Annotated in this window: 13 protein-coding genes and 2 tRNA genes; 9 read left to right on the top strand and 6 right to left on the bottom strand. The window is 42.5% G+C overall.

Annotated elements, in window-relative coordinates:
* The 3 genes from lpdA (at window position 1) to sucD (ending at window position 3,673) form a co-directional block, all read left to right on the top strand.
* A complete protein-coding gene (gene lpdA / locus FTU40_RS01600) occupies window positions 1-1,431 on the top strand; it encodes a dihydrolipoyl dehydrogenase (protein ID WP_005096288.1) in 1,431 nt (476 codons plus the stop codon).
* 172 nt (window positions 1,432-1,603) lie between these two features.
* Entirely contained in the window at window positions 1,604-2,770 is a 1,167-nt protein-coding gene (gene sucC / locus FTU40_RS01595; protein WP_005096289.1) for an ADP-forming succinate--CoA ligase subunit beta, read from the top strand.
* Window positions 2,771-2,782: 12 nt separating this feature from the next.
* The gene (gene sucD, locus FTU40_RS01590; RefSeq protein WP_005096290.1) at window positions 2,783-3,673 is read left to right on the top strand and encodes a succinate--CoA ligase subunit alpha; all 891 of its coding nucleotides are present in this window, start codon (window positions 2,783-2,785) and stop codon (window positions 3,671-3,673) included.
* Window positions 3,674-3,737: 64 nt separating this feature from the next.
* Here sucD and FTU40_RS01585 read toward each other — a convergent pair whose 3' ends face one another.
* The 3 genes from FTU40_RS01585 to FTU40_RS01575 all read right to left on the bottom strand — a co-directional run bounded on the left by FTU40_RS01585 (window position 3,738) and on the right by FTU40_RS01575 (window position 6,968).
* Window positions 3,738-5,444 carry a flotillin family protein gene (locus FTU40_RS01585; protein WP_005096291.1) on the bottom strand — a complete coding sequence of 569 codons (1,707 nt, stop codon included), beginning with the start codon at window positions 5,442-5,444 and terminating at the stop codon, window positions 3,738-3,740.
* Between the two features lie 37 nt (window positions 5,445-5,481).
* On the bottom strand, window positions 5,482-6,117 hold the full coding sequence (locus FTU40_RS01580; protein ID WP_005096292.1) for a YqiJ family protein: 636 nt from the start codon (window positions 6,115-6,117) through the stop codon (window positions 5,482-5,484).
* Between the two features lie 308 nt (window positions 6,118-6,425).
* Window positions 6,426-6,968: a hypothetical protein gene (locus tag FTU40_RS01575; RefSeq protein ID WP_100328811.1), complete on the bottom strand. Its 543-nt coding sequence runs from the start codon at window positions 6,966-6,968 to the stop codon at window positions 6,426-6,428.
* A 311-nt stretch (window positions 6,969-7,279) separates the two neighbouring features.
* On the opposite strand from FTU40_RS01575, the gene cysD reads away from it, so the two are divergent.
* The 3 genes from cysD to FTU40_RS01560 all read left to right on the top strand — a co-directional run bounded on the left by cysD (window position 7,280) and on the right by FTU40_RS01560 (window position 10,360).
* A complete protein-coding gene (gene cysD, locus FTU40_RS01570; RefSeq protein ID WP_005096294.1) occupies window positions 7,280-8,194 on the top strand; it encodes a sulfate adenylyltransferase subunit CysD in 915 nt (304 codons plus the stop codon).
* Between the two features lie 137 nt (window positions 8,195-8,331).
* Window positions 8,332-9,948, top strand: a complete 1,617-nt coding sequence (gene cysN / locus FTU40_RS01565; protein ID WP_180039508.1) for a sulfate adenylyltransferase subunit CysN — start codon at window positions 8,332-8,334, stop codon at window positions 9,946-9,948.
* A gap of 142 nt (window positions 9,949-10,090) precedes the next feature.
* Window positions 10,091-10,360 carry a hypothetical protein gene (locus FTU40_RS01560; RefSeq protein WP_100534410.1) on the top strand — a complete coding sequence of 90 codons (270 nt, stop codon included), beginning with the start codon at window positions 10,091-10,093 and terminating at the stop codon, window positions 10,358-10,360.
* A gap of 76 nt (window positions 10,361-10,436) precedes the next feature.
* On the opposite strand, the gene FTU40_RS01555 is transcribed toward FTU40_RS01560, so the two are convergent.
* Window positions 10,437-10,781, bottom strand: a complete 345-nt coding sequence (locus tag FTU40_RS01555; protein WP_005171940.1) for a co-chaperone YbbN — start codon at window positions 10,779-10,781, stop codon at window positions 10,437-10,439.
* A 127-nt stretch (window positions 10,782-10,908) separates the two neighbouring features.
* Here FTU40_RS01555 and FTU40_RS01550 point away from each other — a divergent pair, with 127 nt between their 5' ends.
* The 3 genes from FTU40_RS01550 to FTU40_RS01540 all read left to right on the top strand — a co-directional run bounded on the left by FTU40_RS01550 (window position 10,909) and on the right by FTU40_RS01540 (window position 13,374).
* The gene (locus FTU40_RS01550) at window positions 10,909-11,901 is read left to right on the top strand and encodes an NAD(P)H-quinone oxidoreductase (protein ID WP_159516432.1); all 993 of its coding nucleotides are present in this window, start codon (window positions 10,909-10,911) and stop codon (window positions 11,899-11,901) included.
* A 213-nt stretch (window positions 11,902-12,114) separates the two neighbouring features.
* Window positions 12,115-12,318: a hypothetical protein gene (locus FTU40_RS01545; RefSeq protein ID WP_159516433.1), complete on the top strand. Its 204-nt coding sequence runs from the start codon at window positions 12,115-12,117 to the stop codon at window positions 12,316-12,318.
* A gap of 153 nt (window positions 12,319-12,471) precedes the next feature.
* Window positions 12,472-13,374: a YafY family protein gene (locus tag FTU40_RS01540; RefSeq protein ID WP_180039505.1), complete on the top strand. Its 903-nt coding sequence runs from the start codon at window positions 12,472-12,474 to the stop codon at window positions 13,372-13,374.
* A gap of 155 nt (window positions 13,375-13,529) precedes the next feature.
* On the opposite strand, the gene FTU40_RS01535 is transcribed toward FTU40_RS01540, so the two are convergent.
* Window positions 13,530-13,615: transfer RNA gene (locus FTU40_RS01535), tRNA-Leu, on the bottom strand.
* 10 nt (window positions 13,616-13,625) lie between these two features.
* A tRNA-Cys gene (locus tag FTU40_RS01530) sits at window positions 13,626-13,699 on the bottom strand.
* Window positions 13,700-13,835: the final 136 nt, after the last annotated feature.

The raw sequence follows: 13,835 nt of genomic DNA, 5'->3' as shown, positions 1-13,835 counted from the left end.
ATGTCTCAATTCGATTTAGTCGTAATTGGTGGTGGCCCGGGCGGCTACGAAGCAGCAATTCGTGCAGCTCAACTTGGTTTCAAAGTTGCGTGTATCGAAAAACGTATTCATAAAGGCAAGCCATCTTTAGGTGGCACCTGCTTAAACGTGGGTTGTATCCCGTCTAAAGCTTTGCTTGATTCTTCTCACCGTTACGAAGATACAGTGCAGCATCTAGATGATCACGGTATTACCACGGGTGAAGTGAAATTTGATCTTGCTAAACTTTTAGCGCGTAAAGACAAAATCGTTGACCAATTGACCATGGGTATTGATGGCTTGCTGAAAGGCAACGGCATCGAATGGTTAAAAGGTACAGGTAAATTACTTGCCGGTAAAAAAGTTGAGTTCGTTTCTCATGAAGGCGAAACTCAAATTTTAGAACCAAAATACGTGATTCTTGCGACTGGTTCTGTGCCAATCAATATCCCATCTGCACCTGTTGATCAAAACATTATTGTTGACTCAACTGGCGCACTTGAATTCCAAGAAGTACCTAAACGATTAGGCGTAATTGGTGCGGGCGTTATCGGTCTTGAATTAGGTTCAGTTTGGCGTCGTCTGGGTGCTGAAGTTGTTGTATTTGAAGCAATGGATGCATTCTTACCAATGGCTGATAAAGCCTTGGCAAAAGACTACCAAAAACTGTTGACTAAGCAAGGTCTTGATATTCGCGTTGGTGCGAAAGTTTCTGGTACTGAAGTGAACGGTTCTGAAGTGACTGTGAAGTACACTCAGGGCGGTGAAGACAAGACTCAAACTTTCGACAAGTTAATCGTATGTGTAGGCCGTCGTGCTTATGCTGAAGGTTTATTGGCGGATGATTGCGGCATTAAACTGACTGAGCGTGGTCTGGTTGAAGTGAACGATTGGTGTGCAACGTCTGTGGACGGCGTATACGCAATTGGTGACTTGGTTCGTGGTCCTATGCTTGCGCATAAAGCCATGGAAGAAGGCGTAATGGCCGTTGAACGTATTCACGGTCATGCCGCTCAAGTCAACTACGACACGATTATTTCTGTCATCTATACCCATCCGGAAGCGGCGTGGGTTGGTTTAACAGAACAGCAAGCCAAAGACAAAGGTCACGAAGTGAAAACCGGTCAATTCGGTTTTGCTGCAAACGGCCGTGCAATGGCTGCTGGCGAAAATGCTGGTTTTGTGAAGTTTGTTGCTGATGCGAAAACAGATCGTCTATTGGGTATGCACGTGATTGGACCTGCTGCGTCTGACATCGTACACCAAGGTATGATTGCACTTGAGTTTGTATCTTCAGTTGAAGATCTACAGTTGATGACTTTTGGTCATCCAACTTTCTCTGAAGTGGTACACGAAGCTGCACTTGCGGTCGATGGTCGTGCGATTCATGCGATTCAACGCAAACGTAAATAAAATTAAAAAAAGAGCGGCTTAGGTCGCTCTTTTTACATTTCATGGTTGTTTTTATGGGAACAATCATCTAAAAATAAAGATAACGATTTTAAGAAATGCTGGTACTGCTTTGACGGACGTCTGGGTACTGGTGGGTTTATAACAAGGCAAAGAAGTAATAAAAGGTTATTGAATGAATTTACATGAGTATCAAGCAAAAGCGCTATTAAAAAAATATGGTATGCCGGTACAGGAAGGGATACTTGCCACCAATGCCGATGAAACGGTACATGCTTTCGAGCAGTTAGGTGGAAAGTTCGCAGTACTGAAAGCTCAGGTGCATGCGGGTGGTCGTGGGAAGGCCGGTGGTGTAAAAGTCGTTAAATCGGCTACCGAGGCTGCTGAATATGCCAACCAGATCATCGGTTCAAACCTGGTAACTTATCAGACCGATGCCAATGGTCAGCCGGTAAATAGCATTTTAGTCTCTGAGGATGTTTATCCTGTTGAGCGCGAACTTTATTTGGGTGCGGTGGTCGATCGTTCAACCCGCCGCATTACTTTTATGGCATCGACTGAAGGCGGTGTTGAAATTGAGAAAGTGGCCGAAGAAACCCCTGAAAAAATTATTAAAGTTGAAGTTGATCCTTTAGTGGGGCTCATGCCATTTCAGGCTCGCGAAGTGGCTTTTGCCCTAAAACTCAAAGATGGCCAAATTAATCAATTTGTTAAAGTCATGACTGCTGCTTATCAGGCATTTGTAGACAATGATTTTGCACTTTTTGAAATCAATCCGCTGTCGGTACGTGAAAATGGCGATATTCTGTGTGTGGATGCCAAAATCGGGATTGATTCGAATGCACTGTACCGTTTGCCTGAAGTGGCTGCGCTACGTGATAAGTCTCAGGAAAATGAACGTGAACTCAAAGCATCTGAATTCGATCTGAACTATGTGGCATTGGAAGGGAACATTGGCTGTATGGTGAATGGTGCCGGTCTTGCGATGGCAACCATGGATATTATCAAGCTTTATGGTGGTCAACCTGCTAACTTCCTTGATGTCGGTGGTGGTGCGACCAAAGAGCGCGTGATTGAAGCTTTTAAAATTATTCTGGCAGATCATTCTGTGCAGGGTGTGTTGATTAATATTTTTGGTGGAATTGTACGTTGTGACATGATTGCAGAAGCAATTATTGCGGCGGTTCAGGAAGTAAATGTGACCGTTCCTGTGGTTGTTCGCCTCGAAGGCAACAATGCGGAACTGGGTGCAAAATTACTGGATGAATCAGGTTTGAAATTGATTTCTGCAAATGGTCTTGCTGACGCTGCAGAAAAAATCGTTGCTGCTGTAAAAGCTTAAGGAGTATCAATCATGAGCGTATTAGTGAATAAAGACACCAAAGTATTGGTACAGGGCTTTACAGGAAAAAACGGTACATTTCATTCTGAGCAGGCTTTGGCTTACGGCACCAAAGTTGTCGGTGGTGTAACACCGGGTAAGGGTGGTCAAACCCATCTGGAATTACCAGTATTCAATACCATGCGCGAAGCGGTGAAAGAAACTGGCGCAGATGCTTCGGTGATTTATGTTCCTGCACCATTTGTGCTGGATTCTATTGTTGAAGCGGTTGATTCGGGCATTGAGTTAATTGTGGTGATCACTGAAGGTGTACCGACCATCGACATGCTTAAAGCCAAGCGTTATCTGGAAACCAATGGTAATGGCACGCGTTTAATCGGGCCAAACTGTCCGGGCATTATTACGCCGGGTGAATGTAAGATCGGGATCATGCCGGGTCATATTCATCAGCCGGGTAAAATTGGAATTATCTCGCGCTCAGGGACTTTGACCTATGAAGCCGTAGCGCAGACCACCAAGCTTGGACTGGGTCAGTCGACCTGTATCGGGATCGGGGGAGATCCGATTCCGGGCATGAACCAGATTGACTGCTTGAAACTGTTCCAAGACGATCCTCAGACTGAAGCCATTATTATGATTGGTGAAATTGGTGGTACCGCAGAAGAAGAGGCAGCGGAATATATTCAGGCTCATGTCACCAAGCCTGTGGTCGGTTATATTGCAGGTGTTACCGCACCTAAAGGCAAGCGTATGGGGCATGCGGGTGCAATTATTTCAGGTGGTAAAGGAACTGCTGAAGAAAAATTTGCTGCCTTTGAGCGTGCGGGTATGGCATATACCCGCAGTCCTGCGGAACTTGGTTCAACCATGTTGCAAGTATTGAAAGATAAAGGTTTGGTTTGATTTATAGATTAAACATGCACTAAAAAGCTCCCAGTTGGGAGCTTTTTTATATCTCATTCTATTTTTAAGTTTTAGCTTTCAGACTCTGGGTCATGCCATTAATATCACCACCCTGAATACCAAGTTCATTCATTAGGCTGTCAATTAAGGGTGCTTGGCTGCGATAACGCAGGGCGCTATTTACCACCTGATCTGACAGGGCAACATTGCCATTTTCATGATGTGCATCTGTCTGACAGGAACCGGCATGACTGCCATGCAGGCCATTGACCTGAAGAATCTTGATGTCATCAATATTTTCCATCGGTTTAACACTTTCCCGGATAATTTCAGGCAAGTATTTCAACATGGCTAGGCGAATCTGCATTTCGACCTGTTCAGGTGACAGCACATTATTGGCTTCGTTGACTGCACGGGTACCTTCTGCATCGACCTGATATTGTTTTTCCATCGCCTGAGCCAGTAGAATTTTTGCGTCCGCTTCACCTTTGGCCTTAAGACGAACCTTTTCGGCTTCAGCTTCAGCAGCAATACGTACTGCTTCGGCATCATCTGCTGCGGCTTGTTTTCCGGCTTCAGCGGCAACCGTAATCGCAATTGCATCTTTTTCCGCGTGTTCTTTGGCTGCGACCAGCTCAACCGCTTTTTGACGCTCTGCCTGCTGGATTTGGCGTACAGTGATGACTTCTTCTTCCGCTTTTACCGCTTGAGCACGTGCCTGATCGGCTTGCGCTTTGGCTTCAGATTCGGCGCGAGATTTTTCTGCAATGGCAATGGCACGATCCTGTTCGGCCAGCTCAATAGTTTTCTTTTGTTCGACTTGGGCTTTTTGAATCAGCTGCGCTTTTTGGATATTCTCATTTTCTACATCACGGGCCGCTAAAATACGCTTGAGGTCGACTTCTCGTTCAGCAGCAATTTGTGCTTCTTCTGCTTCACGTTTTTTACCGGCTTCCTGAGCAGAAATTTCAGCCAGTTGCTCGGCACGGCGAATGGCAATTTCGCGTTCCTGTTGCAGCTTGGCATATTCTTCTTCACGAATGATTTGCAGGCGCGCCTGTTCTGCTTCCAGATTTTTAGTTTTGATCGCCAGGTCAGTATCCTGCTCGATATGATTGCGCTTGCGACGACGATCTTCAATGGTTTCAGTGAGCTTGGTCAGGCCTTCAGCATCAAAGGCATTTTGTGGATTGAAATATTTAAATCCAGTTTGATCCAGGCCAGTCAGGGAAACGGTTTCCAATTCCAGACCATTTTTATGCAAATCTTCTGAAACCACTTGCTGTACTTTTTGTACAAAGTCGACCCGTTTTTCATGCAGTTCTTCCATGGCCATTTCTGCTGCTACTGCACGCAGTGAATCGACAAATTTGCCTTCGACCAGATTTTTTAATTCATTCGGTGACATGGTCTTTTGCCCGAGCGTTTGTGCGGCTGTTGCAATTGAATCAGCAGTAGGTTTGACCCGCACATAGAATTCGGCCATGACATCCACGCGCATACGGTCACGGGTAATCAGTGCCTGATCATCTGCACGGCGCACTTCAAGACGCAGGGTGTTCATATTGACTTGAATTATTTCATGCAAGACTGGGAGCACGATTGCTCCTCCACCCAAAATCACTTTTTCACCACCCCAACCGGTACGCACAAAGGAGATTTCTTTACTGGAGCGGCGGTATAGGCGCGCAATGATGAGACCGAAGGTCACCAGTGCTGCAAAAATAATTCCAGAAATAATTAAAATATTATATAAATCAAAAGTTAACATTGTTATAAAGTCTCAGTTTGGTTCTGGCTGAATAAAATTAGAGTGCAGTGGCTTGAAAGCCATTTTTGGTTTTATGGGTCAGTACGACATTCTGACCTTGATTTAAAATTTGATTGGTTTCTGGTTCGACTAAAACATAATGGGTCTGGCCATGCTGATCCCGGACTTTGGCTTGTGCAGGAGAGTTGACTTTGGCATCACCCAGAATAATGATTGCGGTACGCCCAATAAGCTCGTCACTATAAATGGCAGAAGTTTCATCTTGAGGCATAAGCTTGCTGGCAGCCATGGCAAGCCAGCGCACTATCGGCATACACAGAAACAGACAGGCTGGGGAAATTAGCCATACATTGAAGAGCTGGCTGGTCAGGCGTTCAAATATTCCCTGAATCAATAAGCCACTCAGGCCATAACTGGTCAGAAAAATGATGAGCCAGATAAATAAAGGCAGACGTCCCAGATATAACCAGTCAAATACTTTGGTGAAAAAGCCGGGATGTTGATCTGGATTAATTTCTGGTTGCAGGGGGTCTTCAGGCAAAAACTGTTCTAACATATTCTGCGAGCCGCCACCGAGCAGCAGTAATATGCATTCCAGTGCAGCAAACATCAGCATCAGACTCAGGCTGATACTAAATACGATATTTGACGGATGAGTAAACAGTTCCCACATTTTTTATCTCTATAATTATGTTTTAGGAAAAGTGTAAGGAAGCCTCTGATGCTATAACGATAGCAGTAATTATTAATTTTGTATGCAAAAAAATAACAAAAAACCTTATAAACAAGGATTGAATATATTATGTATTTAATAATTATTGAACTATTAAAGTTAATAGTAAACTATAAGTTTATTTAGGATCTGCTAAAAAATTAATTATTTTCAATATGTTGTGTGGATTTTAAGGTTGTGTGGATTGGTTTTTCTGAGAAATATAGAAATACTGTGCCTTAGTATCTCTATATTTCTTTCTTAAAGACTTATAGTAAGGCAGTCTGAATCCGGACTTTCATATCCAGAGTCTGTTGCAGAATATAGTTTTTTATCCATGTGATCTGTTCACCCATCGGGTTCACCTTGATCGCAGTATCCAGAAAATGCAGATCCGGCTGACTGAAAAGTTGCTGTTCCAAAGTCTGCTCCAGCATCTGGCTATTGCTGGTTAAAGGCAATGCCACCAGATAGAATGCTTTAGGGTAATTGTAAAATGCATAGAGTAAGTTAAAGGCTTTTTGATCACCTTTAAGATTACCCGCACCGATTTCATAAGCTGCATTTTGGTTGCTATACGTCACACCCAATAAGAATTCCCAATGACCTTCTTTCAAACGCAGACCAAACTGTAATCCGATCTGGTCGGCAGTCAGTTCATGTTGCAAATAGATATTTAAAGGCTTGCCATCTTCACTGAAAGGTTCTTGTAAGACTAAAATGTGTTGTTGATGCTGATAAATGTAACCTGCAAGCTCTGCTTGTTCCAGGCGAGTTTTTAGAGTGGAGAGATCAAAAGCGCTATAAGCCATAAGCAAAATATATCAAAGGGAGAATTTAGCCTACTCTATTAATTTTTCAGCATCTTGGAAACCACTACTTTAGATTATTTATCTATACTTTTATGGGTGATTTTAAAAATTAATACAGCAAAAATAGTCAGATGTGGTGACGTTCATTATTGATTCATAAAAACTGATATTTGTTATTAGTGAATTTTTATATGAGCTTTTGATATATCAATATCATAAAACAAGCAATGGCTAAGATAAGTAAATCACTATAATGAATATAAATTTTCAAAAGTGTCATAAGTACACGTTTTTCTAAGCTGGTGTTGTCCATGTCGTTAAATGAGGAAAGACTTACTCATCTCAAACAGCTTGAAGCTGAGAGTATTCATATTATCCGTGAAGTAGCAGCTGAATTTGAAAATCCAGTCATGCTTTATTCCATTGGTAAAGATTCAGCAGTTATGCTGCATCTTGCACTGAAAGCGTTTTATCCAGCCAAACTTCCATTCCCGCTACTGCATGTAGACACGGGTTGGAAATTTAAAGACATGATTGCTTTCCGTGACAACATGGCAAAAAAACATGGTTTTGATTTGATCGTGCATCAAAACAAAGAAGGAGTCGAGGCAGGCATCAATCCTTTCGATCATGGTAGTTCAAAATATACTGACATCATGAAGACCCAAGGTTTAAAACAAGCCTTAAATAAATACAAGTTTGATGCTGCTTTTGGTGGTGCGCGCCGTGATGAAGAAAAATCTCGTGCCAAAGAGCGTGTCTATTCATTCCGTGATGATAAACATCGTTGGGATCCCAAAAACCAACGCCCTGAACTTTGGAACCTTTACAACGGTAAAGTGAATCAAGGTGAAAGTATTCGTGTATTCCCGTTATCAAACTGGACCGAGTTGGATATCTGGCAATACATCTATTTGGAAAGTATTCCACTTGTGCCACTTTACCTGGCTGCAGAACGTCCTGTGGTTGAGCGTAGCGGTACACTTATTATGGTTGATGACGAACGTATGCCTTTAAAAGAAGGTGAAGTTCCACAAATGAAATCGGTACGTTTCCGTACTTTAGGTTGTTATCCATTAACAGGTGCAGTTGAATCAACTGCAGATACCTTGCCGGAAATTATCCAAGAAATGCTCTTGGCAACCAGCTCTGAGCGTCAGGGTCGTATGATTGACCATGATGAAGCAGGCTCGATGGAGAAGAAGAAGCAGGAAGGCTACTTCTAATTTAATCTCCCCCTAAAAATCTCCCCAAACCCCTCTTTGAGAAAGAGGGGCTTAAAAGTGGAGGAAGTCTCCCTTTTATAAAGGGAGATTTAGAGGGATTCAAAACCGATTTCTAAAAATATGTGGAGCTTTGGGCAATGTCTCATCAATCAGAACTGATTAGCCAAGATATTTTGGGCTATTTGAAACAACATGAAAATAAAGACCTGTTGCGTTTCCTGACTTGCGGTAACGTAGATGATGGTAAATCGACTCTAATTGGTCGACTGCTTTACGATTCAAAATTGATTTATGAAGATCAATTGCAAGCCGTCACCCGTGACTCGAAAAAAGTCGGTACCACAGGCGATGCACCTGACTTGGCACTTCTGGTAGATGGTCTGCAGGCAGAACGTGAGCAGGGCATTACCATTGATGTCGCCTATCGTTATTTCTCGACTGAAAAGCGTAAGTTCATCATTGCCGATACTCCGGGACATGAGCAGTACACCCGTAACATGGCAACAGGTGCATCGACCTGCGACCTTGCGATTATCTTGATTGATGCGCGTTATGGTGTGCAAACTCAAACCCGTCGTCATACCTTTATTGCAAGCTTACTTGGTATTAAAAATATTGTTGTTGCGATCAACAAGATGGACCTGGTGGACTTCTCTGAAGCCCGCTTCAATGAAATTCGGGCAGAATATGCAGCATTCGTTGCGCAGTTGGGCGATCGCAAACCATCGAACATCATCTTTACGCCAATTTCTGCATTGAATGGCGATAACGTGGTGAACAAGTCCGCCAATACGCCGTGGTACACCGGTGAAACGTTAATGGGTACGCTTGAGTCGGTAGAAATTAACCGTACTTCGGCAAAAGCAGATTTTCGTTTCCCAGTGCAATATGTCAACCGTCCAAACCTCGATTTCCGTGGTTTCTGCGGCACGATCGCACTTGGTGATATCAACGTTGGCGATACCGTAACGGCTTTACCATCAGGTAAATCATCAACAGTAAAAGAAATCGTTACTTTTGATGGCAACCTTGAACGTGCTGTTGCAGGTCAAGCTGTGACTTTAACGCTCAACGATGAAATTGATATTTCACGTGGTAACGTATTAATTCGTGCCGATCAAGCGGTTCCAAATATTTCTCGTTCAGTTCAAGCGACTGTGGTGTGGATGGCGGATCAAGCGCTGGTGATTGGCAAGCTGTACAACATTAAGATTGGTACACAGACTGTTCCTGCAAAAGTGACAGCGATTCATTACCGTACCAACGTCAACACACTGGAGAAAGTTCAGGTCGAAAATCTTGAGCTGAATGCGATTGCCAATGTGACTGTTGAATTTGATGCGCCCGTGGTCTTTGATCGTTATCAAGACAGCCGTTATACCGGTTCATTTATCTTTATTGATCGTTTAAATAACGTGACGATTGGTGCAGGTATGGTGGAAGAATCAGTTGAATGGTCTGCACATGATGAGCCTGTGACTGCTGAAGTGCGTGCTGCGCGTTTGGGTCAAAAACCTGCTGCGCTGACTGTCTCGGCAAAAGCTTTGGAAAATGCTCAGGCACTTGAAAGTTTACTGATTCAGCAAGGCATCGTGGCAATTGCCAGAGCGGGTCTTGATGCTGCACAAGTTGCATTGCTTCGTGAAACAGGTGTGGTGGTGATTACCGATACTGCTGAAGGTACGGACACCACTTTAATTATGGAAGCAGTCGAAGAGCTTGCTGATAAAATTGTAGAATTGGTTCGATTATAAGACTGAGTCGATTTAAAAAACCCGCTGTAAAGCGGGTTTTTTATTTGGATGCTTTTAAGTATGTAAATAATGTGCAGCCGTGTGAATGTTGAACTTTCACTTAAATTTCTTCTCGATATAATACAAATATTGAGGGGTGTTTATGAAAAAAATATTTATTTTAATCGGGTTGTGTTTGGCTTTTGGGGTGGACGCTAAACAGGCGACCAGTACAGATGCAATTAAGCAAAAAATTATCCAGCAGTCGATTGATCGTTATCCGGGGAATTGTCCATGTCCTTACAATACGGCCAGTAATGGCAGTTGCTGTGGTAAACGTAGTGCATATAATCGGGCGGGTGGGCATGCACCTTTGTGTTATCCGGAAGATGTCAGTGATCGGATGGTCAAAGAGTATAAAAGCCGTGGTTAATTACCAAGTCCGGATTTTACCGAGGGGTAAAAACGAAATTTTCTCTACAGTTTATCTTCAGATATGTATGCTTCAATTATTCAGAAAAATCAGTTAGGGATTGAGATAGAATCGTCTTTATCTCCGTTAGACTTTTTGCGCCAGCAATCCTTTTAATGATTGTGCCATTTTTAAAAATAAGCGTAGAAGGTAGACCATAAACATGATAGCGCAAGGTTAATACTGGAGATTGGTCGATATTTACTTTGCCAAATTTGATTTCGGGCTTGCTTTCAGCATATTGCGCTGCCAGTTCATTAAAGACCGGAAAATTCTGAATACAAGGCTTACACCATTCGGCATAAAAGCGAATGACTGCAAAACCTTCGAACCATTCAAAATTACTGTAATTATTCTCGTTATACTCAATGATCTCGCTCATATCCATCTCCTATCAATTTTTTGAATAGTGACTTGATTATACATAAGTCCGACTTGGCTTCATTCCTCAGCTTAACTATGTTCAAATAAAGCCAAGTATCTTGAATATTCAATAAGCAGGGAAATATATGTCACAAGCAAGCATGCAACAGGTCATTATTACAGAACCGGGCGATATCGATAAATTGGCTTATGAAACGGTTGCGATCCCCGAAGCCAAAGCAGATGAAGTTCTGGTGAAAGTCCATGCTTTCGGAATTAACCGTCCAGATATTTTGCAACGTCAAGGTTTGTATCCAATGCCTAAAGGGGTAACCCCAGTTCCTGGTCTGGAAGTTGCCGGTATTGTTGAAGCTGTAGGTGGCGATGTCACCAAATTTAAAGTGGGTGATCAAGTCTGCGGTCTAACCAATGGTGGTGGTTATGCAGAATATTGTGTCGTACCAGAAAGCCAGACCTTGAATATTCCGGAAGGTGTAAGCTTTACACAGGCGGCAGCCATTCCTGAAACCTTTTTTACCGTGTGGGCCAATGTGTTCCAGATGGGGCAGGCCAAAGCAGGCGAAACCGTGCTGATTCATGGCGGGAGCAGCGGCATTGGCACTACTGCTTTAATGTTATGTAAAGCACTCGGAATCAAAACTTTTGCGACTGTCGGTTCGGATGAAAAAGTTGCAGCAATTTCTGATTTAACCACAGCTATTAACTATAAAACTCAGGACTTTGAGCAAGTGATTAATGAAGCAACTGACAATGGCGGCGTCGATGTCATTTTAGATATGGTCGGTGCGCCTTATTTAGAGCGTAATTTAAATTTGTTGCGCCGTGATGGACGTCTGGTCTATATCGCTTTCTTGGGTGGTGCCAAGGCTAAAGATGTCAAACTCGGACAAATCATGATGAAACGTCTGACCATTACCGGTTCGACCATGCGAGCACGAAGCACCGCTGAAAAAGCGGAAATTGCACAAGGTCTGAAAGAGCAGATTGCACCATTATGGGCAAAAGGCGAATGTTTGCCGATGATCTATAAAACGTTTAAGTTTGATCAAATTCAAGATGCCCATGCCGCAATGGATACGGGAGAACATGTGGGTAAAGTTGTGGTTGAAATTATTTAATACGAGATAAATGATTTAAAAAAGCCAGTAATTTTACTGGCTTTTTTAATTTTGAGTAAAATCTTATTACAAATAAATATATAAAATTTTGAATAAAAATTAAAAAATGTTAACTGTTCGACACAACCTGTCAAGAATGCCACGTAAATTGCATCTATCGATAATTCCGACTAATTGGTTCAACATTCACATGAATGTGAGAGGGAAAATAAGATGAAAATTATTCCAATAGTATATAGTTCAAAACATAGTTTAAAAGCATTGCATCGTATTCATAAAATGATTATTCGCGGAAGCATGAGTTGGGCAGAGTTACATAAAATGTATCGAGCGATGCTGCATCTGGAGCGTTATATGGAAAGATTAACGCTCCAGAATCGTCCTTTAAGCAAGAAAGCATCCAGAAAATCCAAATAAGGTCTTGTATTTTTGGGATGAATAAAGGGTCAAGATCTGAGGTAAAAGAATATCTTAGACTTTATCCTAATATGATTCACTTATTGGTATTTAGTATAATCATTAAGTATCTAGCGATAAATAAGTACATGTGAATGTATTAAGTGGGGATTTATGAAGCGCCCAGCTTCAACACATGAGCGTCTTGCAGAGCGTTTAGCCAGAATTTTGACCAAATTAAATGTCGGATATCAACTCCGGGCTGCAGAGCTAGCTGCAGAATTTCAGGTCAGTAGCCGCACCATTGAACGTGATTTTGACCGATTAAACTCTTATCTGCCTTTACGCCAAGATCAACAGAAACGATATTATCTGGATCCCTCTTATTTGGGGCGGTTCAAGTTGCAGGATATTCAGACCTTTGCCCAGCTTTCCGGGATCAGTGAGCTGTATCCCGCACTAGATATGTCCTTTTTACGTGAATTGCTGGATGATCGCGCCAATCTGGTGTTTTCTGCAAAAGGCTATCATTTTGAAGACACCAAACAGTTTGCTGAGCATTTTAAAACTTTAGCCGCTGCTATTCATAAGCGTTATTATATTCATTTACGTTATCGTGAAGAATCCAGAAATATCCAGCCTTATCGTTTAATCCATCATCATGGCATTTGGTATCTGGCGGGTATAGATCAGGGAAAACTAGGCACCTACCGTCTCAGTCAGATTCAGCAAGTTGAATTGTTGCTTGATCTGAAGCCCTTTGAACATGAGGCTGAAATATTAAAAATTCTGGAGGATGAAGAAGGGATCTGGTTTGGGCAGCAGAAACAACAAGTCTGGGTAAAAATTCAGCCAGAAGTCGCCATGTTTTTTAAAGAGCGTCGTTTATTTCCGGAACAACAGATTGAGCAAGAGTCAGCATCGGGAGAGTTGTTAATCAGTTGTCAGATTCGCCATGAAATGCAGCTTTTACCTTTGGTGCGTTACTGGATGCCCCACATCAAGATTACTGAGCCTGTACATTTTCAGCAGAAACTGGAGCAAGATTTAGAACGTTATTTACGTTCTGCTGGATGATATTGAGAAAGTGGAGCAGGGTAGCTGCTTAATTAATGATCATGCTTTAAATGGAAATTTAATTTACTTATTTTTTTGATTTACTAAATTACAGGCATAAAAAAACCAGCTTTCACTGGGTTCTTTATTTGCACCATCTTTCTATAGTAGAAGAATGGTGCCCGAGGCCAGACTCGAACTGGCACGCTTTGTGGGCGGGGGATTTTAAATCCCCTGTGTCTACCGATTTCACCACTCGGGCTTTAACAAGATGGAGGCGGAGGTCGGAATCGAACCGGCGTCCACGGAGTTGCAGTCCGCTGCATGACCACTCTGCCACCCCGCCGTGTCTTGTTGATGCGTATATTATCAAGCTCAGAAAAAAAAACAATAGTGTATTCATCTGTATGCGCATAAAAACATCATCTGGCGGAAAATATTTAAATTATTCATGTAGAATGTGCAAAATTGATTCATATCAA

It is taken from the genome of Acinetobacter sp. YH12100, from assembly GCF_013419135.1.
Lineage (GTDB): Bacteria > Pseudomonadota > Gammaproteobacteria > Pseudomonadales > Moraxellaceae > Acinetobacter > Acinetobacter pseudolwoffii.
The sequence above is the reverse complement of the archived record's forward strand: the minus strand, read 5'-3'. Positions and strand labels throughout refer to the sequence as shown.

Excerpts from the sequence above, each read along its gene's own strand:
- lpdA (WP_005096288.1), top strand. The coding sequence starts at position 1 with ATGTCTCAATTCGATTTAGTCGTAATTGGTGGTGGCCCGGGCGGCTAC.
- sucC (WP_005096289.1), top strand. The coding sequence starts at position 1,604 with ATGAATTTACATGAGTATCAAGCAAAAGCGCTATTAAAAAAATATGGT.
- sucD (WP_005096290.1), top strand. The coding sequence starts at position 2,783 with ATGAGCGTATTAGTGAATAAAGACACCAAAGTATTGGTACAGGGCTTT.
- FTU40_RS01585 (WP_005096291.1), bottom strand. The coding sequence starts at position 5,444 with ATGTTAACTTTTGATTTATATAATATTTTAATTATTTCTGGAATTATT.
- FTU40_RS01580 (WP_005096292.1), bottom strand. The coding sequence starts at position 6,117 with ATGTGGGAACTGTTTACTCATCCGTCAAATATCGTATTTAGTATCAGC.
- FTU40_RS01575 (WP_100328811.1), bottom strand. The coding sequence starts at position 6,968 with ATGGCTTATAGCGCTTTTGATCTCTCCACTCTAAAAACTCGCCTGGAA.
- cysD (WP_005096294.1), top strand. The coding sequence starts at position 7,280 with ATGTCGTTAAATGAGGAAAGACTTACTCATCTCAAACAGCTTGAAGCT.
- cysN (WP_180039508.1), top strand. The coding sequence starts at position 8,332 with ATGTCTCATCAATCAGAACTGATTAGCCAAGATATTTTGGGCTATTTG.
- FTU40_RS01560 (WP_100534410.1), top strand. The coding sequence starts at position 10,091 with ATGAAAAAAATATTTATTTTAATCGGGTTGTGTTTGGCTTTTGGGGTG.
- FTU40_RS01555 (WP_005171940.1), bottom strand. The coding sequence starts at position 10,781 with ATGAGCGAGATCATTGAGTATAACGAGAATAATTACAGTAATTTTGAA.
- FTU40_RS01550 (WP_159516432.1), top strand. The coding sequence starts at position 10,909 with ATGTCACAAGCAAGCATGCAACAGGTCATTATTACAGAACCGGGCGAT.
- FTU40_RS01545 (WP_159516433.1), top strand. The coding sequence starts at position 12,115 with ATGAAAATTATTCCAATAGTATATAGTTCAAAACATAGTTTAAAAGCA.
- FTU40_RS01540 (WP_180039505.1), top strand. The coding sequence starts at position 12,472 with ATGAAGCGCCCAGCTTCAACACATGAGCGTCTTGCAGAGCGTTTAGCC.